The 18,578-nt window shown below is 57.7% G+C and carries 19 protein-coding genes and 1 pseudogene; 9 read left to right on the top strand and 11 right to left on the bottom strand.

The window, feature by feature from the left end; translation table 11 throughout:
* The first annotated feature begins 65 nt into the window (after window positions 1-65).
* From BLW10_RS00405 to ccmB, 4 genes are all read left to right on the top strand, one after another.
* Window positions 66-488 carry a YajD family HNH nuclease gene (locus tag BLW10_RS00405; RefSeq protein ID WP_091331412.1) on the top strand — a complete coding sequence of 141 codons (423 nt, stop codon included), beginning with the start codon at window positions 66-68 and terminating at the stop codon, window positions 486-488.
* Window positions 489-668: 180 nt separating this feature from the next.
* Window positions 669-2,861: a bifunctional 23S rRNA (guanine(2069)-N(7))-methyltransferase RlmK/23S rRNA (guanine(2445)-N(2))-methyltransferase RlmL gene (gene rlmKL, locus BLW10_RS00400; protein ID WP_091331411.1), complete on the top strand. Its 2,193-nt coding sequence runs from the start codon at window positions 669-671 to the stop codon at window positions 2,859-2,861.
* Window positions 2,854-3,471 carry a cytochrome c biogenesis heme-transporting ATPase CcmA gene (ccmA, locus tag BLW10_RS00395; RefSeq protein ID WP_091331410.1) on the top strand — a complete coding sequence of 206 codons (618 nt, stop codon included), beginning with the start codon at window positions 2,854-2,856 and terminating at the stop codon, window positions 3,469-3,471. Before rlmKL ends, ccmA begins: the two co-directional genes overlap by 8 nt.
* A gap of 5 nt (window positions 3,472-3,476) precedes the next feature.
* The gene (ccmB, locus tag BLW10_RS00390) at window positions 3,477-4,148 is read left to right on the top strand and encodes a heme exporter protein CcmB (RefSeq protein WP_091331409.1); all 672 of its coding nucleotides are present in this window, start codon (window positions 3,477-3,479) and stop codon (window positions 4,146-4,148) included.
* A gap of 10 nt (window positions 4,149-4,158) precedes the next feature.
* Here the strand turns inward: ccmB and BLW10_RS00385 are convergent, their stop codons facing one another.
* Both BLW10_RS00385 and glgB read right to left on the bottom strand, forming a co-directional pair.
* A complete protein-coding gene (locus tag BLW10_RS00385) occupies window positions 4,159-4,494 on the bottom strand; it encodes a DUF2288 domain-containing protein (RefSeq protein ID WP_091331407.1) in 336 nt (111 codons plus the stop codon).
* Entirely contained in the window at window positions 4,472-6,766 is a 2,295-nt protein-coding gene (glgB, locus tag BLW10_RS00380; RefSeq protein ID WP_245709034.1) for a 1,4-alpha-glucan branching protein GlgB, read from the bottom strand. Before glgB ends, BLW10_RS00385 begins: the two co-directional genes overlap by 23 nt.
* A 93-nt stretch (window positions 6,767-6,859) precedes the next feature.
* Between glgB and glgC the strand changes: the two genes are divergently transcribed.
* The 5 genes and pseudogenes from glgC to BLW10_RS14500 all read left to right on the top strand — a co-directional run.
* On the top strand, window positions 6,860-8,131 hold the full coding sequence (glgC, locus tag BLW10_RS00375; protein ID WP_091331405.1) for a glucose-1-phosphate adenylyltransferase: 1,272 nt from the start codon (window positions 6,860-6,862) through the stop codon (window positions 8,129-8,131).
* 133 nt (window positions 8,132-8,264) lie between these two features.
* Window positions 8,265-8,465, top strand: coding sequence for a sulfur carrier protein ThiS (gene thiS / locus BLW10_RS00370; RefSeq protein WP_091331403.1), 201 nt, complete (start codon window positions 8,265-8,267; stop codon window positions 8,463-8,465).
* Between the two features lie 55 nt (window positions 8,466-8,520).
* Entirely contained in the window at window positions 8,521-9,315 is a 795-nt protein-coding gene (locus BLW10_RS00365; protein WP_091331402.1) for a thiazole synthase, read from the top strand.
* 121 nt (window positions 9,316-9,436) lie between these two features.
* Window positions 9,437-10,150: a tRNA (guanosine(46)-N7)-methyltransferase TrmB gene (trmB, locus tag BLW10_RS00360; RefSeq protein WP_245709033.1), complete on the top strand. Its 714-nt coding sequence runs from the start codon at window positions 9,437-9,439 to the stop codon at window positions 10,148-10,150.
* Between the two features lie 77 nt (window positions 10,151-10,227).
* Window positions 10,228-10,314 (top strand): annotated as a pseudogene (locus tag BLW10_RS14500) (ABC transporter permease); the annotation flags it as partial.
* A gap of 19 nt (window positions 10,315-10,333) precedes the next feature.
* On the opposite strand, the gene BLW10_RS00355 reads toward BLW10_RS14500, so the two are convergent.
* From BLW10_RS00355 to bchL, 9 genes are all read right to left on the bottom strand, one after another.
* Window positions 10,334-11,692: an AMP-binding protein gene (locus tag BLW10_RS00355; protein WP_245709032.1), complete on the bottom strand. Its 1,359-nt coding sequence runs from the start codon at window positions 11,690-11,692 to the stop codon at window positions 10,334-10,336.
* 23 nt (window positions 11,693-11,715) lie between these two features.
* Window positions 11,716-12,315 (bottom strand): bacteriochlorophyll 4-vinyl reductase, encoded by a 600-nt coding sequence (bchJ, locus tag BLW10_RS00350; RefSeq protein ID WP_091331400.1) that lies wholly within the window; start codon window positions 12,313-12,315, stop codon window positions 11,716-11,718.
* Window positions 12,312-13,598 (bottom strand): oxygen-independent coproporphyrinogen III oxidase, encoded by a 1,287-nt coding sequence (hemN, locus tag BLW10_RS00345; protein ID WP_091331398.1) that lies wholly within the window; start codon window positions 13,596-13,598, stop codon window positions 12,312-12,314. The genes bchJ and hemN overlap by 4 nt, the downstream gene beginning before the upstream one ends.
* A 370-nt stretch (window positions 13,599-13,968) precedes the next feature.
* On the bottom strand, window positions 13,969-14,805 hold the full coding sequence (puhE, locus tag BLW10_RS00340) for a putative photosynthetic complex assembly protein PuhE (protein WP_245709031.1): 837 nt from the start codon (window positions 14,803-14,805) through the stop codon (window positions 13,969-13,971).
* A gap of 132 nt (window positions 14,806-14,937) precedes the next feature.
* Entirely contained in the window at window positions 14,938-15,396 is a 459-nt protein-coding gene (gene puhC, locus BLW10_RS00335; RefSeq protein ID WP_091331396.1) for a photosynthetic complex assembly protein PuhC, read from the bottom strand.
* A gap of 11 nt (window positions 15,397-15,407) precedes the next feature.
* The gene (puhB, locus tag BLW10_RS00330; RefSeq protein WP_091331395.1) at window positions 15,408-16,055 is read right to left on the bottom strand and encodes a photosynthetic complex putative assembly protein PuhB; all 648 of its coding nucleotides are present in this window, start codon (window positions 16,053-16,055) and stop codon (window positions 15,408-15,410) included.
* The gene (puhA, locus tag BLW10_RS00325; protein WP_091331393.1) at window positions 16,052-16,831 is read right to left on the bottom strand and encodes a photosynthetic reaction center subunit H; all 780 of its coding nucleotides are present in this window, start codon (window positions 16,829-16,831) and stop codon (window positions 16,052-16,054) included. Before puhA ends, puhB begins: the two co-directional genes overlap by 4 nt.
* A gap of 210 nt (window positions 16,832-17,041) precedes the next feature.
* Window positions 17,042-17,743, bottom strand: a complete 702-nt coding sequence (bchM, locus tag BLW10_RS00320) for a magnesium protoporphyrin IX methyltransferase (protein ID WP_091331391.1) — start codon at window positions 17,741-17,743, stop codon at window positions 17,042-17,044.
* Complete coding sequence (gene bchL / locus BLW10_RS00315; RefSeq protein WP_245709037.1) at window positions 17,743-18,567, bottom strand: ferredoxin:protochlorophyllide reductase (ATP-dependent) iron-sulfur ATP-binding protein; 825 nt, start codon at window positions 18,565-18,567, stop codon at window positions 17,743-17,745. Before bchL ends, bchM begins: the two co-directional genes overlap by 1 nt.
* Between the last annotated feature and the right edge of the window lie 11 nt (window positions 18,568-18,578).

Raw genomic sequence — 18,578 nt, 5'->3', positions numbered from 1 at the left:
TGGATTGCTTTAACACCACGCACGGTTCGGCGCATCCGCTCCCGCCTACGAGACAGCAGCGACTCATGGCCACCCCTACTCCGCCCCGCCACGGCAAAACCGGCAAGCCCATCGACACCGCCAAACTCGATCAGGTCGTCGTCAACGCCCGCAAAGCCAGCGAAGAACGCGCCGCCGGTTACCGCGATCAGGCCTTAAAACTCTATTCTTGGGTCTGCGGGCGCTGTGCGCGGACATTTAGCCGTGAGAATTTGCGCGAACTGACCGTGCATCATAAAGACATGGATCACGACAATAACCCGCCCGATGGGAGCAATTGGGAGCTGTTGTGTATTTATTGTCACGACAATGAGCACCAAAAATACGAAGAGCATTTAGCGACGCTCGTGCGCGGCAGCGGCAAACCGGCCAAGCCCAGCGCCGGCGGCGGCACCACCGCGACCTTTAATCCCTTCGCTGCGCTCGGCGATCTGCTCAACAAGGACTGACCCAAACAAAATAACCGGAGCCGCTAACTGATCGCTGATTTTTGCTCAAACGTGTTGACAGATGCTGGCGCCACTGAGCGTCAAGGGCTTGAGTTGGGCGGTTCGCCGCGTCAACCAAGTGCAGATAAATCTATTGAGCAAGTTTGCTCAAGTTAAATGGAACAGCTTTCCCACTCACGCATGTCCGATCATCTGTTTTTTGCGACCGCACCCAAGCATCTCGGCAGTCTGCTGGCCGAAGAACTCACCCGACTCGGCATGACGGGCGCGACGGAAACACGCGGCGGAGCGCGGTTTTCCGGTCGCATCGAGGACGGCTATCGCGCCTGTCTTTGGTCACGGATCGCGAATCGCATCTTGCTGCCGCTGGCGCAGGTGGCACTGGCTGGCCCAGATGAGATCTACGACCGCGCCCTCGACATCGCGTGGGAGGATCATCTGACGCCGGATCGTACCTTTGCGATTCAATTCGACGGCCAACTTGAGGGCGTCACCAATCCACATTTTGCTATTCTCCAAGTCAAGGACGCTATCGCCGACCGCTTCAATCGGCGGTATGGGCGGCGTCCGAGTGTCGATCCTGAGTATCCTGATCTGCGGATTCATCTCTACGGCCAGCGCGACACGCTCACCTTTAGCCTCGATCTGTCGGGCGAATCACTGCATCAGCGCGGCTATCGTGAGGCCGGTTCTGCTGCGCCGCTGAAGGAAAATCTCGCCGCTGCGCTGCTGCTCCGCGCTGGCTGGTCAGACATCGCCGCCGAGGGCGGAGCATTGCTCGATCCGATGTGCGGTTCCGGAACGTTGATTATCGAAGGAGCCTTGATTGCCGCAGACATCGCCCCCGGGCTGCTGCGCGACCGCTTTGGCTTTCACGGTTGGACGCAACATGCCGACACAGCATGGCAACGGCTGTTAGCCGAAGCGCGGCTCAGGCGCACCGCCGGACTCAAGCGACTTAGTGCCTATTCACTGCGTGGCTATGATGTCAACCCGAACGCGATTCGCACCGCATTGCACCATCTGGAACGCGCTGGATTGGCTGGACTCGCCCATTTTGAGCGCCGCGAGCTGGCCGATTGCTGGCCCGGACGCGAGGACGACGAAGGCTTAGTGATCGTCAATCCGCCCTATGGCGAACGGCTCGGCGCAGATGAAGATTTAACCCAGTTATATGCGCGACTCGGCTCGGTGCTGAAAGAACGATTTGTCGGCTGGCGGGCGGCGGTTTTTACTGCAAGCCAAGAGCTGGGCAAAAGTCTCGGTCTGCGGGCGATCAAGCTGCACACGCTCTATAACGGCCCGATTGAGTGTCGGTTGCTGAGTTTTCAGGTCGAGCCGACCTATTTCATCAGTCATCTGCCGCGCCCGCTGCCCGTAGAAGCGCGGAGTCCGGGCGCGACCATGCTGGCTAATCGGCTGGTGAAAAACCTCAAGGCATTGCGCAAATGGCGGCAGAGCGCGGGCATCGACTGTTTGCGCATCTATGATGCCGATTTGCCGGAATATGCGCTGGCGATTGATCTCTATGACGGCGAGCGGCGCTGGGTGCATGTACAGGAATATGCCGCGCCCGCGAGTGTCGATCCGAAACGGGCGCGGCAGCGTTTGCGCGAGGCGCTGGGCGTGATTCCCGACGTGCTCGACGTGCCGAGCGAACAGGTGTTTTTCAAGGTGCGCCGGCAGCAGAAAGGTCATGCGCAATACGAACGCTTGGCCGAAACCGGACGGTTTCATGCTGTTACCGAATATGGCCACAAGTTTTGGGTCAATTTTGAAGATTATCTCGACACCGGGCTGTTTCTCGATCATCGCGATGTGCGCCGCTTGATCGGTTCGCTGGCCTCGGGCAAACGCTTTCTCAATCTCTTCGCCTACACCGGCACCGCGACCGTGTATGCCGCTAACGGTGGCGCAAGCGCAACGACGACAGTCGATCTCTCGCGCACCTATTTAGATTGGGCCGGACGCAATCTGGAACTCAATGGCATTGAGGGTACACAGCATCAGTTAATCCAAGCCGACTGTCTGCGCTGGATTGCGTCGATGATCGGCGTGCGCCGCTTTGATCTGATTTTTCTCGATCCGCCGAGTTTTTCGACTTCTAAACGAATGCAGGGCACGCTCGATATTCAGCGCGATCATGTCGAGATCATTCACGCGACCATGCGCCTGCTCGAACCCAGCGGGCGGCTGCTGTTCTCGAATAATCTGCGCCGTTTCCACCTCGATCACGCTGCTTTAGCGGATTTTCGGATCACCGACCTCAGCGCCGAGACGCTGCCGCGTGACTTCGCTCGCAATCCGCGCATTCATCATTGCTGGCTGCTGCAACATCCAGACGCAGCGGCGGACACCGCGCACCATGTTTGAGATTCATGCCCTCGAATGCCGACGCGGGGATCGGCGCTTGTTCAGCAATCTCAATCTGACGCTGGAGCCGGGGACGCTGCTGCATGTACGCGGGCGCAACGGCAGCGGCAAAACCACGTTGCTGCGCACGCTCTGCGGTCTGTTCACGCCCGAAGCGGGCGAGATCCGCTGGCGCGGCGAGTCGATCCGCGAGTTAGCGGAGGACTACCGGCGTGAGCTGCTGTATTTTGGCCATCTCAACGGCATCAAAGCCGATCTGACCGGCCTCGAAAATCTAGCGATTGCGGCGCGACTCGACGGCGATCCAGTCGCAATGGCGGACATCTGGCAGGCATTGGCGCGTATCGGCTTGCGTGGTTTTGAAGATTTACCGACGCGGATGCTCTCGCAGGGGCAAAAAAAGCGCGTCGCTCTCGCCCGACTGATGCTCAGTCGCGCTCGGCTTTGGGTGCTCGATGAGCCATTTACCGCGCTCGATGTCGAAGCTGTGGCGCTGCTTCAGGGCTTGATTGCCGCGCATATCGCTGACGGCGGGTTGGCGATCCTGACCACCCATCAAGCTGTACCGCTGACCTCGGGCCAGGTCGCCCGACTCGATTTGGGAGACTAACGCGCATGTGGGCAGTGTTTTGGTGTGTGCTCAAGCGCGATCTGCTGCTGGCGCTGCGGCGGCGCACTGACGTGCTGACGACGCTGTTTTTTTTCATCATCGTGGTCAGTTTGTTTCCGCTGGGCGTCGGCACCGAGCGTCAGGTATTGCAGATTTTGGGGCCGGGCGTGGTTTGGGTTGCAGCGCTGCTGGCCTCGATGCTGGCACTCGAACGGCTATTTGCCGCCGATTATGAAGACGGAACTTTGGAACAGATGCTCTTGACAGCGCAACCGCTGTCACTGCTGGTATTGGCGAAAATCAGCGCACACTGGTTGCTGACAGGGCTGCCGCTAGTGCTGATCGCGCCGCTAGTCGGGATGCAGTACCATCTTTCGGACACACAGATTGGGGTGATGCTGCTGGCGCTGTTACTTGGCACGCCGATTTTGAGTCTGATCGGAGCGATTGGTGCGGCGCTGACATTGGGACTGCGCGGCGGCGGGATTTTGCTCGCGCTGCTGATTTTGCCGCTCTATATTCCGGTGCTGGTGTATGGCGCGGGGGCGGTCGAGGTGAGCCGGATTGCGCTCGCTGATACAGAACCGTATTTGCTGTTACTGAGTGCGTTTTTGCTCGCGGCTCTGACTTTAGCGCCGCTGGCAGCGGCAGCGGCGTTGCGGATTTCGTTGGAATGATAGATTAGCGTTATTCGACAGAAGATGTCGGGCACATCTGCTGTACCAACACCCACGGCTTGACCACCACCGCCCACACCTCCGCATCTGCTGCCAACCATGCTCGCGCCTGCGCATCGCTAACCGGCGCGAGGCGTCCCTGCTCCAAATTAGCCGCAATGGTCGGCGCGTCATCTCGCGCACAGCGCAGCGCCAGCTCGACTAAATCCAGCTCTGGCGCGACCGCAATCACCCGCCCTTGCGCAAACAAGCGTTGCAGCTCGCGCCACGGCAAGCGGGCGGTCTCCTGATTGATCCGCGCCCGCTCCAGCGTTTCTGGATCGTCAAGCGGCCTGATCGCTGACATCCTGGGCATCCAATGTTGTGGCTTCAGATGCGGTGAGCGGTGCGGCGCTGACATCGGTCACTGTGCCAGATGCAGCGGTCAACGGCTCATGCACTAAAATCAAACCAGCGAGCGGCGGCAGAGAAATCAAGAGCGAATGTGGCCGCCCCATCCAACTCACTGGCTCGGCCATCACACCGCCTTGATTACCAACATTGCTGCCGCCGTATAATTCCGCATCTGAATTAATAGCTTCACGATAAAAGCCCGCTTCGGGCACACCGATGCGATAATTGGTTCGCGGCACTGGGGTGAAATTAAACACTGCGGCAATCAGCGTTTTGCCATTGCGATCCTTGCGAATATAACTCAGCACGGATTGCGAACTATCGTGACAGTCGATCCATTCAAAACCACCGGCATCGAAATCCACTTCATGCAGCGCCGGTAATTCAGCATAAATTCGGTTGAGATCGCAGACAAGTTGATGCATGCCTTGATGGGGCGGACGTTCCATTAACTCCCAATCGAGTTGACCGGCGAAGTTCCATTCTTTGCCCTGTCCAAATTCACAGCCTTGGAATAACAGCTTTTTGCCCGGATAGCTGAACATGAAAGTATAGAGCAGCCGCAGACTGGCGAATTTTTGCCAACCGTCGCCGGGCATTTTATCGAGCATCGATTTTTTGCCGTGAACGACTTCATCATGCGAAAACGGCAGCACGAAATTTTCAGTAAAGGCGTAGAGTAGCCCGAATGTCAGCAAATCGTGATGGAAATGACGATAAATCGGATCTTTCTGCATATAAGATAGGGTATCGTGCATCCACCCCATATTCCATTTCATGCTAAAGCCTAAACCGCCCAAATAGGTCGGACGTGATACCGCTGGCCAAGCGGTTGATTCTTCAGCAATCATCAGGGTGCCAGGGAATTGCTCATGGGTGACCATGTTTAATTCCCGAATAAAATCGACAGCTTCGAGATTTTCATTGCCGCCGTATTTATTCGGAATCCATTCACCGGCATTACGCGAATAATCTAAATACAGCATCGAGGCGACGGCATCGACACGCAGGCCGTCGATATGAAATTCTTCCAGCCAATAGAGCGCACTAGCGAGTAAGAAGTTACGCACTTCATTGCGCCCAAAATTGAAAATCAGTGTGCCCCAATCTTTATGCTCACCAAGACGCGGATCGGCGTGTTCATAGAGTGCCGTGCCGTCAAAACGCGCCAGCGCATAGGCATCTTTGGGAAAATGCGCTGGTACCCAATCGAGCAAGACGCCGATACCGAGGTTGTGGAAATAATCGACAAAATAGCGCAAATCATCTGGCGTGCCAAAACGCGAAGTCGGCGCAAAATAGCCGGTACATTGATAGCCCCAAGACGCATCAAGCGGATGCTCAGTAATCGGCATCAATTCGATATGAGTAAAACCGAGTTCTTGAGCATAGGCGGCAATTTCATGCGCCAGCACGCGATAATTGAGAAAATTGCCATCGGGATCGCGTCGCCAAGAGCCGAGATGGACTTCATAGACCGACATCGGCGCTTGCTGCCAATTGGTTTTAGCACGGCGCGTGATCCATGCGGTATCTGTCCAAGTAAAGGCACTTTCGACAGCTAATAATCCGGCTGTTTGTGGACGCTCTTGAAATGCCTGCGCATAGGGGTCGATTTTGATATGAATATGAGTGGCGCGGTCGCGGATTTCGTATTTATAAAAGCCGCCCGCTTCTAGCCCAGGAATAAATAGCTCCCACACGCCGGAACCGCCGCGCACGCGCATCGGGTTGGCGCGTCCGTCCCAAGCGTTGAAATCGCCGACCACGCTGACGCGCTCGGCATTCGGCGACCAGACGGCAAAACGGATGCCGGTCACGCCTTCAACTTCAACCTGATGCGAGCCGAGAATGCGGTAAATGTGCCAATGCTTGCCCTCGCCGAACAGATGCAGGTCAAGATCGCCGAGCACGGGTGGGAAACAATAGGGATCGTATTGAACGTGCGTCACGCCATCGGCGTCGAGCCATTCGATCTGATAACGCGCCGGTAAGTCTGCCGCTGGCCCTTCCCAAGTAAAGAAATCCGTGCCCTCGATGCGCTCCATCGCGGCATCCGGTGTCACCAACCGCACGCGCTCGGCTTGCGGCAAAAACACCCGTGCGACCGCCCGGCCGGTGTCCTCGTGGCGTCCGAGCACCTCAAAGGGGTCGTGATGACGCGCCTCGATGATGCGCTGCAAGGTGTCCGGGAGCTGGGGGGCGGAGCGGGTCGCGTTGGCCATATCGTTCCTGTACCGTTGGGGATTGGAATACGCAGGGATGGTATCATAAGGCGGTTCTCAATCCTTTGTATGTCGTGTGAAGCCGGAGGAATCATGCCCCACACCAACCCCAGGTTCATCAGTCGCCTGACCCGTAACACGCTGGCGCTCATCCTGGCTGGGGGGCGCGGCTCCCGTCTCAAGCAGCTCACCGCCTGGCGCTCTAAACCGGCGGTGCCCTTTGGCGGTAAGTTCCGCATCATCGACTTTCCGTTGTCAAACTGCATCAATTCGGGCATTCGCCGCATCGGGGTATTGACGCAGTACAAGGCCCATTCGCTGATTTTGCATATTCAAAAGGGTTGGGGATTTTTGCGCGGGGAGTTCGGCGAGTTTGTCGAACTCTGGCCAGCGCAACAGCGCGTGACCGAAACGGCGTGGTACGCGGGCACAGCCGATGCGGTATTTCAGAATCTCGACATCATCCGCGACCATGATCCCGAGTACATCCTGATTTTGGCTGGCGATCATATTTATAAGATGGATTATGGCGCGATGATCGCCCATCACGTCGAAAGCGGCGCAGATATGACCGTTGGCTGTCTGGAAGTCGAGGTTGAGCGGGCGCGAGAATTTGGCGTGATGTCGGTCGATAACGATGGGCGCGTGCGCCGCTTTGCCGAAAAACCGGCCGCTCCCGAGACCATCCCCGACCAGCCGGATCGCTGCTTGGCATCAATGGGGATCTATGTGTTCAATCGCGGATTTTTGTTTGAACAATTGCTCAAAGATGCGGATATGCCCGGATCGAGCCATGATTTCGGCAAGGATATTATTCCGAATGTCATCAAGCTCTATCGCGTCATGGCTTACACCTTCCGCGATCCGCGCAGCGGCGAGCAAGCCTATTGGCGCGATGTCGGCACGCTGGATGCGTTTTGGGAAGCCAATTTGGAGCTAATCGGCGTCACGCCGCCGCTCAATCTCTACGACGAACACTGGCCGATCTGGACGTATCAAGAGCAACTGCCACCGGCTAAATTCGTATTTGATGACGATGACCGGCGCGGCATGGCGGTCGATTCAATGGTGTCAGGTGGCTGCATCATCTCGGGGGCTACGGTGCGCCATTCGCTACTATTTTCCAATGTGCGCGTGAACTCTTATGCCCAAGTCAGTGACTCAGTGATCCTGCCTGATGTCGAAATTGGGCGACGCTGCATTGTGCGCAAAGCGATCCTCGACCGTTACTGCCGCTTGCCGGAAGGGACACAGATCGGGGTCGATGCTGAAGCCGACCGCCGCGCCGGATTTCAGGTCAGCGCCGGCGGTGTCACCCTAGTGACGCCAGAAATGCTCGGACAGGACGCGAATCAGGTGCGTTGATTGAATAAGACAGGATTAACAGGATGGCTCAGAATTGACAGGATTTATTTTGTTTAATTCTATAGAGATTGAATCATCTTGTTCATCTTATCGCATCCGTGTTTATCGTTCACTGCAATCACGATTTGATTTTATGAACATTCTTTTGAATGGCGCACCGCATGAGATCGCTGACGATCTCTGCCTAGCCGATCTGATCGCTCAATTAGATTTAATTGGGCAACGCTTTGCCGTCGAGGTGAATGCGGAATTGGTGCCGCGTAGTCGTTTCGCTGAATGCCACTTAATCAGCGGCGACCGCGTGGAGATTATTCAGGCCGTCGGCGGCGGTTGAATTGCTGATTCATAGGCGACGGCTTTTTTTGATGTGTTTGTAACGGCTGATACTTATGTCTAGTTCATCATCGACGGATTCCCTCGTTATTGCCGGTCGGACTTACCGCTCGCGGTTATTAGTCGGCACTGGTAAATATAAGGATATGGACGAAACCGCCCGCGCTATTGATGCCAGCGGTGCGGAAATCGTCACCATTGCGGTGCGGCGCACGAATATCGGTCAAAATAATGATGAGCCGAATATTCTCGATGTGCTGCCGCCAGAGCGGTACACCATTCTGCCAAATACAGCGGGTTGCTATGATGTTGATACCGCTGTGCGCACGTGTCGGTTAGCGCGTGAATTGCTCGACGGGCATAATCTGGTCAAGCTCGAAGTGCTCGGCGATGAAAAAACGCTGTTTCCGGATGTGATGGCAACGCTCAAAGCCGCTGAAATTTTGGTGAAAGATGATTTTCAGGTCATGGTGTATACCAATGATGACCCAATTGTAGCGCGTGAATTAGAAGCACTCGGCTGCGTGGCGGTGATGCCGCTGGCTGCGCCGATTGGTTCAGGATTAGGCATTCGCAATCCGCTGAATATTCGCACCATTGTTGAAAATGCTAAGGTGCCGATTTTGGTTGATGCCGGAGTCGGTACCGCATCCGATGCGGCAGTGGCGATGGAATTGGGCTGCGATGGCGTGTTAATGAATACCGCGATTGCGGCGGCGAAAAATCCGGTGCTGATGGCGAGTGCGATGCGCAAAGCGATTGAAGCCGGACGTGAGGCATTTTTAGCTGGACGAATGCCGGCTAAACGCTTTGCATCAGCGTCATCGCCGATTGAAGGGTTGTTTTTTTAATTGCTTGAACCGCAAAGAACACAAAGAACGCAAAGATTCTCAATTTTTTTAATTTAAAAAACTTTGTGTTCTTTACGTCTTTGCGGTTCAATACTGTATTTCACACCCTTTAGGAAATCCCGTGATTGTCTCGGATAGCGGTTCTAATACGCCCCCGCGTCGCGCCATTCGTAGCTTTGTATTGCGTGAAGGGCGATTGACCAGTGCGCAGGAACGCGCTTTTAATGATCTCTGGCCACATTTCGGCGTGAGTTGGTCGCCCACCGCTGCCGCGCTGGATTTCACATCGCTATTCGGTAATTCACAGCCGGTGGTGCTTGAAATCGGTTTTGGCAATGGCGAATCATTGGCGGAAATGGCCGAGCGCGATCCGGCGCGGAATTGGCTGGGAATTGAAGTGCATCGTCCGGGCGTCGGGCATTTATTACTTGAAATCGAGCGGCGCGGTCTGACTAATTTGCGCGTGATGCGTCAGGATGCCATCGAAGTCTTGCGCGACGGGATCGCCCCAAATACGCTGGATGCGGTGCAACTCTTTTTCCCCGATCCCTGGCCGAAAACACGCCACCATAAACGCCGCATTCTCAGCCCAGAACTGGTGGCGCTGCTGGCGCGAGTGATTCGTTCCGGCGGAATCTTCCATGCTGCGACCGATTGGCCGCACTACGCGGAACAGATGCTGACGGTTCTCGATGGCGCGTCGGCTTGGTTTGAGAACACCGCTGGTGTCGGCCGCTATGCCCCGCGTCCCGCTCATCGTCCGCTGACGAAATTCGAGCAGCGCGGCGAGCGCCTCGGGCATCCGGTCGCCGATTTGATCTACCGGCGGCGCTGAATAACGCCGCATGGCCAGTCTGCGACTTGACCAAATCACCACACGCACCCTAGTCATGCCCGGCATGATGACCGGCCAAATATCAACTGCTGATTATGTTTTTGATTGCAGCGGGCACCGGATTTGGTGCGATAGCGGCAGTGTGGATCGGTTGCGCCCCGCTCGTTAGCAACACGATCAAAATCAGCCCGATTCTAACTGCGCCACCAACTCCCCCATCCGCCCCCGATCATATTTACCGGAATCGAGCAGCGGCAGCCGTTCTAGTCGTACAAACGCACGCGGACAGGTCGGGCCGTGTAGCTGGGTTTGGCACCAGTGCGCCAGCTCACGCTCGTCGCATGTCCCCGCATACACAACTGTCAGACGATGTCCCCAAATCGGATCTGCGGTCGCAATAACCTGCGCATCGGCAACACCGGGCGCGTTTTGCACCATCTGCGTTACCTGTGTCAGCGATACGTTGATACCGCCGATTACCCGCCGATTATCAGCGCGACCAAGTAGCCGCAACTGCCCAGCTTCGGTTAGGCAACCGAGATCCGCCGTCGTAAACCAGCCGTCTGCATCTAGCCCCTGCCCGGGGCGGCGCTCAGGATTAGCGTAACCGAGCATTAGCAGCGGCCCGCGTACTCGTAAACGCGCTGGCCTGTCGGCCTCACAGTCGGTAGCTGCCAGCGCCACATCCGGCAGCAGCGCACCGGCCAAGCTGGTATCCAGTGCATCAGGTTGCGCTGTCAGCGGCCCGCTGGTCGCAATCTGCGATCCGGTTTCGGTCATGCCATAGGTGAGCTGGAGCGGCCAGCCAGCGGCCAGCGCCCGTTCCGCCAGCGGACGACTCAACGCCTGTCCACCCACCAGCGCCACGCGCAGTGTCGGCGGTGCGCGATCACCGAGATCGAGCAGCCGCGCCAGCATCGGTGGGACGAGTGAGACATGGGTAACATGATGAGATTCCAGCTCGCGCCGGACAGTTCGGGCATCAAAGCTATCGTGGAGACGTAGCCGCGCTCCAGCGAGTGCGGCGCGATACACCATCGCCGCACCGCCGATATGACTAAGGCGCAGACAGCACAGCCAAGTCGCCGCCGCTGTGACCGCAAGCCGCGCATTGACGCGACTGGCCGAGGCGTAGAGTCCAGCGGCGCTGTGCATGACAATCTGGGGTTGACCGCTGCTACCGCTGGTTTGAATCAGCAGCGCGGCCGGCGCGGCGGGAATAGTTTGTTGCGGGGCAAGCGGAATAAGCGTCGCGGTTTCAGGATCCCAGCGCCATTCGACGCCGGCTCGGTGCGCCAGCGTCAACAATTCGCTTGGATCACGTCCTGAACGATACGGAAACACCCCCGCGCCCAATTGCGCAAGCGCCAGCAGGGTTAGCACCAGATCGCGTGCCGGTGCATCGGGGGCCATGACAATCTGACCGGCGATCACGCCAGTCGCCCGCAACAGTGCCGCCCGGTCAGCGATGCGCTGCGCCAGATACAGCACACCCGCATCGTCCCCGAGCAGCAGCGGCCCGGGCGCATTCAACCAGCTCAAATCAGACGGGCATGTAGCCAGAGTTATGACCAACGCCCCTCAAACAGACAGGTCGGATCGCCCATCGCTTGACAGGCGATTTCCGTAAACACTGTGTTCGGATGCACCAGCACGCGGAACAGCCGTTCAAAGGTGCCAACATAAAAATCACACACCGGCTCATCGGCCTGCACATCCCGGCACAGCGGCGCATAGGTGATTTCAATGCGCGGCGGATTGTCCGATAGCACCGCAAAATGTCCGGTACCGATGAACGTCCAAGCATTGCGCGAGATCGCCTTGAGCAGGGTGCGACTGGCAAGCTTTGCCGGTAGCAGCTTCAGCAGCGCCTGTGCCGGACGTGGAATGCGCCGCGCCAGCAGATAATCGCCAGTACGCTGGCCAGCTTCACGCGATACCGCCCGCGCTGCGCTGATGCCCAGCTCGTCGCGCAATGCCTGTTGCAGCGCGATTACCTCGGCTTCGGGCACCATCGCTTCGGGGAGCGCGTCAAGGTACGCCGTCAAGTCGGCGCGTTTGAACACCGCTTCGGTAACACGCGGATCATGCTGCGCGTTAAGCGCCTCATAAACGCGAATGATCGCATTGGGGCCGATACGGCCATGATTGTCGGTTTGACTCACGAGGACATCCTAAAACGCCACTGGCTGCTACTGTAATCGCTCAACTCGTCCTGATCGGAACACAGACCATGCAGGATATAGCGCCCTTGCGGAGTGACCCGAATGCCCGCGTCCGAAATCTCGACCAGTCCCTGCTCGGCCTTGCGGCAAAGCTGTGCGTATTCATGGTCAAGATCGGCCGCTGAACTGGCCGGAAGCTGAAGATTACACATGAGATGAAGCATGGCCTGTCGCCGCCGCCGGTCGGCTTCGTCGAGCCGCCGTCCCCAAGCAACCGGAAACTGACCGTTATTTAAGCGCATCTGCCACACGCGCAGATCGCGCTCGTTGCGAATCAAGGCATCGGCGATCTCGCCGGTACCGCTCGGCCCGAATGCCAGCACCTGTCGGTCGGCGCTGGTGGTGTAGCCGAGGGCATTGCGATAGAGCCGCCCGGCGACCTGTGCATCATAGAGTTCATCGTCTTCGAACACGAATAAATCCAGCCCCACCCAGCGATAGCCGGCTTCCGTAAACGTCCGCACGGCACGATGAAAGAGCGCGAGTTTTTCGGCTGGGGTCGGGAGATGGGCGGTATTGATGGCGTGCTGATGGGGGCGGCGGGCGGGATCGTGAGCGTAGCTAAAACAGGCGACGCGATCCGGCCCCAGATCGAGCACTTGATCGAGCGTTGCCTGAAAGCCACGCGGCGTCTGAAAGGGCAGACCATAGACCAGATCAAGATTGATGCTTGCAAATCCGGTCTGGCGGGCGGTCAAAAATACATCGCGCACCATATTGAGCGACTGCACCCGTCCAATCGCCCGCTGCACATCCGTATTGAGATCCTGCACGCCAAAACTGATGCGCTTAAATCCGAGACCGCGAATCAATTCCAACTGACCGACTGACGCTCGGCGCGGATTGCATTCAATCGACGTGCAAGAGTCAGGGGTGAGGGTGAAATGACGCTCAACAATTTCCATCAACCGCGCTAATTGCGGCTCATTGAGATGATTTGGCGTGCCGCCGCCAACATGAAGCTGTTGCAACGGTCGCCGTCGCCCGATGCGCTCGGTGACCATCGCCATTTCGCGTTCGAGCGCGTCGAGATATTGATCGACCTTTTCTAAGCTATGCGTGACCGTGGTGTCACAGGCGCAATACAAACAGCGCACATGACAGAATGGCACATGGATATACACCGCAAGATTCCCGTCGGGCACCTGACGCAAGGTGTCCAATACGTCCAGATATTGCATCTGGCTAAAGGGTGTCTCTCCGGGCGATTGCAGGGACGACATCGGACACCCGGGGGCAGCGAGATCGTGTCGTTCAAGAAATTCCAATGGAAGGCTCGCAGGGAGAGGAGGCGCCATGTCTGTCATCCATCGAATCAAAATGTGAATCGTTGCCAGTCTCGTTGTCGCCAGCAGCATGCGCACAAGCACCTGACCACAATACAGGCCGTAACAGGCCGCTGGATTGACCCATCTTCTTCACAACAAGACGGAAAACAGCGACCGCGCCAGCGCATTCAGGGTAAAAGCATTCGGCGTACATCGCGAGCACACACATGCGACGGCTCGCGATAATCGAGCGGGGAGTATAACGAGACTTGGCGGCGCACTCCAGCGTATCGCCTGCGATGGGAAAAGTTCCCGCGTACCTGAGCTAAGATGACGCAACAGCGCGGTGCGGTGTCACCGGATCGTTTTCAGCCGCGCCCGACGGCGGATTCACAGGCGCGGACGGATGCGATGGCAGCGCCCATGCCCACAGCGCCTCATCGGGCAGCGGCAGCACCAAAAACCAATGCTCCAGAATCGCCAAGCCAAGCAGACTGGCGACCAAAATCAGCCCGACCGCTTCCGCGCTGCTGACCTCGGGCGCGAGCGCCTGCAACACAATCAGCACATCAACAATCGTCGCCAGCGTCACCGAGAGCGGAAACAGCAGATTCATCGCCCGCTTGACCATGTAGGTTTTGAGATAGCGCAGCGGTTCGGGTAGCCAATCTTCGTTGAGATTGGGCACACCCAAAAATAGATTGAGCTTGGCGCTCCAGCGCATCACCCAGAGCACCACGAACGTCCAGGTACCAACCTTGTTCGGCTCACCCCAAGTAATCAGTGCCATAAACAGCACGGTGCTGAGAATCAGCAATTCATGATACAGACTGGTGAGAATCGCCAAGCCGAAGCGTTGCCATTTGGAGCAGCCGGGCGGACATGGGGTTTTGCGTGGCCCAGTGATGAAGCCGGTAAAATAGCTCATCTCGATCACGCCCCAGATCACCACGCCTGAGGTAAAGGCAACATAGGCACCAAACACGCTGGTCGCCGCACTGCTGATGACTAGGGTAAAGATCGCAATGGCGAGCACAATCGAACCGCCCACCAATGTCCAGCGAAAGGTGCGGCCCGGAAGGTTATCCAGATAAAGCACCACGCCGGTGCTAAACCACCAGAGACCGAGCGCAAACAGGAGGGGAAAACCGTAATCAGCCATGCGTTAAACCGCGTCTCGGAGGTGGTCGGCGTAGAGGATGGCGGACGCCGCAGGCGTCCTAAACAAGCGGAGAACGGCCCGCGAACGAGCCGTTTATAAGCGAGCAGCCGCATTCAGCCAGCGACCGGAATGCTATCGCTGCACCGCCGCTGAGGGCATGAATAGCGCAAAGGATGCTTCGTTGTCCACGCCATAAGCACGCAGATCGAGCCGAATGCCGGTGATCGGGTCTTCGAGCGTCAACATCCCATCTTCACGCCGCGCTAGATGGAAGGGTTCGCTGATGTCAGCTTTATAGCCTTTGCGTTGACGTTCAAAACTGCGCAACATACCGCGCACAAAGCCCTCACCGCCGGGCGGCAGAGTCTGAATGAGTTTCTCGGTTGCCGCATCGCGCACCGCCATTGAGCCATCCGCTTGCTCAACAAAACGAATATCACGCGACTCTACTTCGGCCAAAAATGGCGCTTGCGGCATCATGTAGCCAGTCAGCCGCGCCACCCCGATCATTACGATGGTAAATCCTAGCAGGGCGGCCACGGCGATCAGGACGCCCTTCGGAAAGGCACGCCCCTCGAATGCATCACTCACTCACGACCTCATCAAGATTGGGTTGGGGTTACAGCAGGTGCCGCACTGGTGTCGGCCGCGTCTTGCGCGACCGCTTCCGCTTCCAGATAGCCGGTGAGCGCCTCGGCGAGAATCCCCGCTGCCTGCGCTGCATCGGGAATGGCACGCAACATCGGCTGCACCGGCGCAAAATGCCACGGCCGGACATGCGGCCAAAACACCATATAGGACGGCTTGGCGGTGGGATCAAGCAGCAGCGGAATATCGCCCGTCCCGTCTTCGTAGACGCGCAAATCCGCCGAGCGGATCTGCTTGAACGGCAAATTCATCATCATCGGCAAGGCTGCGCCGATGCGCATGACGATGCGCCGATTGGTAATCGTGTAAATGCTGGAGCGGGCCATTGACCAACCCAGCCACGTCAGAGCACCGATGGACACCGCCGCCAGCAGCAAAATCCAAGTCAATCCCTGAAGCAAGCTGGCCAGCGTCAAGCCGTCCGAAGCATCCACGACCACGGCCAGCACCGCCAAGATGCCGAAATAAATAGCCACCTTACGGACATGAAAAGCCCGCCGAGCTAGAGATTTCCAGTTCGGCGAACCCTGCCAGAGCACCTCCTCCCCGAGGGGGAGGCGCTCCGGCAAGCCCGGGATGGGCTCGAAGTCGTACTCTCTCACAACAGAGGGCCAGCACGCTCAGCGGTGGCGTAGAGTTTGCCGCCAGCGTAGTAGGCGCAGACCTTATCTTCTTCATACAGCGTGATCTGGTCTGGCTTGGACAGGGCCGGAACATTGGCAAAGTGCGCGGCTTTGATGGCGCGAACCTTGATGGTACGGGTCTTTTTGTTGAAAGTGCTAAAGCCAATCGGCAGCAGCACGTTCTTGCCACCAGCGGCGACCTTGACTTCCAGATAACGAATTTGCGGCTCGGAACGGTCAACCCAAACATCGGTCACGGTGCCTGCAACAGTGTCATCGAGACCAACGACGGTCATGCCACGCGGATCCGGATCTTTTTCGGCAATCGAGAAATCGGTCGCCACACGCAGCGGTACAATTTTCGGCAGACCTTCGAAGGTCAGATCGCAATGCTTGGCACGATCCGGTGAAGCCGCCGGGCCAAAACCGGAGAGCATCGGATCGCCATTAGCCTCAAAGGGCGCACCTGGGAAGGGCGCGACTGGCGTGGCGTTGATCGGCGTCTCAGTCTCAACACGCGGAGCCATCACGGTGCCCGCATTGTGCGGCAGCACAAAGGTCTTAGGTGCAGCCAGATCGGGGAAGCCGACAACCTTGACGCGACCGCCGGAGCGTTCGGTGCGGTCAGAATCAAGCGGATAGCCTTCGCGCTTGTCTTCACGACGCAGATAGATAATCAGACCGGCGAAGAAAAACCAGAATGCCCAGATGGTGAGCTGGGCAACGTCCATATTGGTAGTGAGGGCAGCAGACATGAATGAACCTCCGTAGGAGTAAAAAGCTAACCGAAACAACCGGCTAGACCGATGCGCGACGACCGTCATGGATCACGTCAATCCAAGACGATCAACGTAGCGAAACACAGCTTGCGATTTCAATGGCCTGAACGCGACCGCTCGCTCAGGCTCCACACCCAACCGCCGCGATGGACGCAACCGCCATCGCGCACGTCGTACAGCAGTCTCTCAGTTCGGGATCAGCTCCAGCCCCTGAGACATATAGAACCCGACGGTGATGCGCCGTGTCCTCTCGGGCCGCCAACCACTCAGCCCGGATTCAGCCGCGATCAACCCGCGCATCCGCGCTTCGCTCACTGGCTCAATGGTCGGCGAGCGGTCGCTACGCGGGAAGAGCTGACCGACTGCCAGCATGATCGTCAACGGAATCGTGCGCGGCGCGAAGGTAAAAACTATCGAACCGCGTGTGCGAGCGGCCAATCCCGCCAAAACCTTGACGACATCCGCCGAGCGATAGTGAATCAGCGAATCCATTGCGACCACATGATCGAACTGACCGTGTGCCGGATCGAGCATATCGCCAGCCTGAAAATCGACCGACCCCGACCCGAGATCGGCGGGCAGGCGCTCACGAGCAATCTCAATCAACGTCGGGGCGACATCAATGGCGACCACTTCAGCGCCGCGCCGCGCTGCTTCAACCGCCAGCATTCCGGTACCGCATCCTGCATCCAGCAGCCGCTTGCCGCTAAGATCTTCGGGCAACCAGCTCAACAGCGTCTGGCGCATATCATCGCGCCCAGCCCGCACAGTTTCGCGGATGCGGCTCACTTTCGCGTCTGAGGTCAGCTTCGACCAGGCATCCGCCGCCGTGCGATCAAAGTAGGTCTCGATCTTGCCGCGTCGTTCTTGATAAGAGGCGTCTGACATCAATTGAACCCCAAAAAATCGAAGATGTCGCGGTCGGCCATCGGACGGGCCTCCAGCGGCTCGACGCCATCGAGCAGTTGCTGCGCGAGTTGCAAATATTGCTGTTGCGCGGCTTCCAGACCAGAATCCGGCTCCGGCTCCATCTCGAACACGGTCGATTTTTTCAGCCGACTGCGGCGGATGATGTCCAGATCGGGCAGATGGGCCAGCCGCTTGAGTCCAACAGCTTCGGCAAAGCGGTCGATCTCATCGGTGTTGCGACTGCGGTTCGCGATCACGCCGCCGAGTCGCACCTTGTAATGCTTGGACTTGGCTTTGATCGCGGTCGCAATGCGGTTCATGGCGAAGATCGAGTCGAAATCATTGGCGGTGACGATGAGCGCCCGTTCAGCATGTTGCAGCGGCGCGGCAAAACCACCGCAGACCACATCGCCGAGCACATCGAACACCACCACATCAGTATCTTCGAGCAGATGATGCTGTTTTAAGAGCTTGACCGTCTGCCCGACCACATAACCGCCGCAGCCGGTGCCAGCGGGCGGGCCGCCAGCCTCGACGCACATCACGCCGTTGTAGCCTTCATAAACATAATCACTCGGGCGCAACTCTTCGGCGTGAAAATTCACCGATTCCAGAATGTCGATGACCGTCGGCACCAGACATTTGGTCAGGGTAAAGGTCGAATCATGCTTGGGATCACAGCCGATCTGAAGCACGCGCTTGCCGAGCTTAGAAAACGCGACCGACAGATTCGACGAGGTGGTGCTTTTGCCAATGCCGCCCTTACCATACACAGCGAAGACCTTAGCGCCTTCAATCTGCATCTCCGGGTCAA

Origin of the sequence: Allochromatium warmingii (genome assembly GCF_900107145.1) — a bacterium.
Classification (GTDB): domain Bacteria; phylum Pseudomonadota; class Gammaproteobacteria; order Chromatiales; family Chromatiaceae; genus Thermochromatium; species Thermochromatium warmingii.
This window is presented reverse-complemented; position numbering and strand designations above follow the sequence as displayed.

Excerpts from the sequence above, each read along its gene's own strand:
- thiS (WP_091331403.1), top strand. The coding sequence starts at position 8,265 with ATGAACATTCTTTTGAATGGCGCACCGCATGAGATCGCTGACGATCTC.
- BLW10_RS00365 (WP_091331402.1), top strand. The coding sequence starts at position 8,521 with ATGTCTAGTTCATCATCGACGGATTCCCTCGTTATTGCCGGTCGGACT.
- puhA (WP_091331393.1), bottom strand. The coding sequence starts at position 16,831 with ATGTCTGCTGCCCTCACTACCAATATGGACGTTGCCCAGCTCACCATC.
- BLW10_RS00405 (WP_091331412.1), top strand. The coding sequence starts at position 66 with ATGGCCACCCCTACTCCGCCCCGCCACGGCAAAACCGGCAAGCCCATC.
- ccmA (WP_091331410.1), top strand. The coding sequence starts at position 2,854 with ATGTTTGAGATTCATGCCCTCGAATGCCGACGCGGGGATCGGCGCTTG.
- bchL (WP_245709037.1), bottom strand. The coding sequence starts at position 18,567 with ATGCAGATTGAAGGCGCTAAGGTCTTCGCTGTGTATGGTAAGGGCGGC.
- glgB (WP_245709034.1), bottom strand. The coding sequence starts at position 6,766 with ATGGCCAACGCGACCCGCTCCGCCCCCCAGCTCCCGGACACCTTGCAG.
- glgC (WP_091331405.1), top strand. The coding sequence starts at position 6,860 with ATGCCCCACACCAACCCCAGGTTCATCAGTCGCCTGACCCGTAACACG.
- rlmKL (WP_091331411.1), top strand. The coding sequence starts at position 669 with ATGTCCGATCATCTGTTTTTTGCGACCGCACCCAAGCATCTCGGCAGT.
- hemN (WP_091331398.1), bottom strand. The coding sequence starts at position 13,598 with ATGTCGTCCCTGCAATCGCCCGGAGAGACACCCTTTAGCCAGATGCAA.
- BLW10_RS00385 (WP_091331407.1), bottom strand. The coding sequence starts at position 4,494 with ATGTCAGCGATCAGGCCGCTTGACGATCCAGAAACGCTGGAGCGGGCG.
- ccmB (WP_091331409.1), top strand. The coding sequence starts at position 3,477 with ATGTGGGCAGTGTTTTGGTGTGTGCTCAAGCGCGATCTGCTGCTGGCG.
- bchM (WP_091331391.1), bottom strand. The coding sequence starts at position 17,743 with ATGTCAGACGCCTCTTATCAAGAACGACGCGGCAAGATCGAGACCTAC.
- puhE (WP_245709031.1), bottom strand. The coding sequence starts at position 14,805 with ATGGCTGATTACGGTTTTCCCCTCCTGTTTGCGCTCGGTCTCTGGTGG.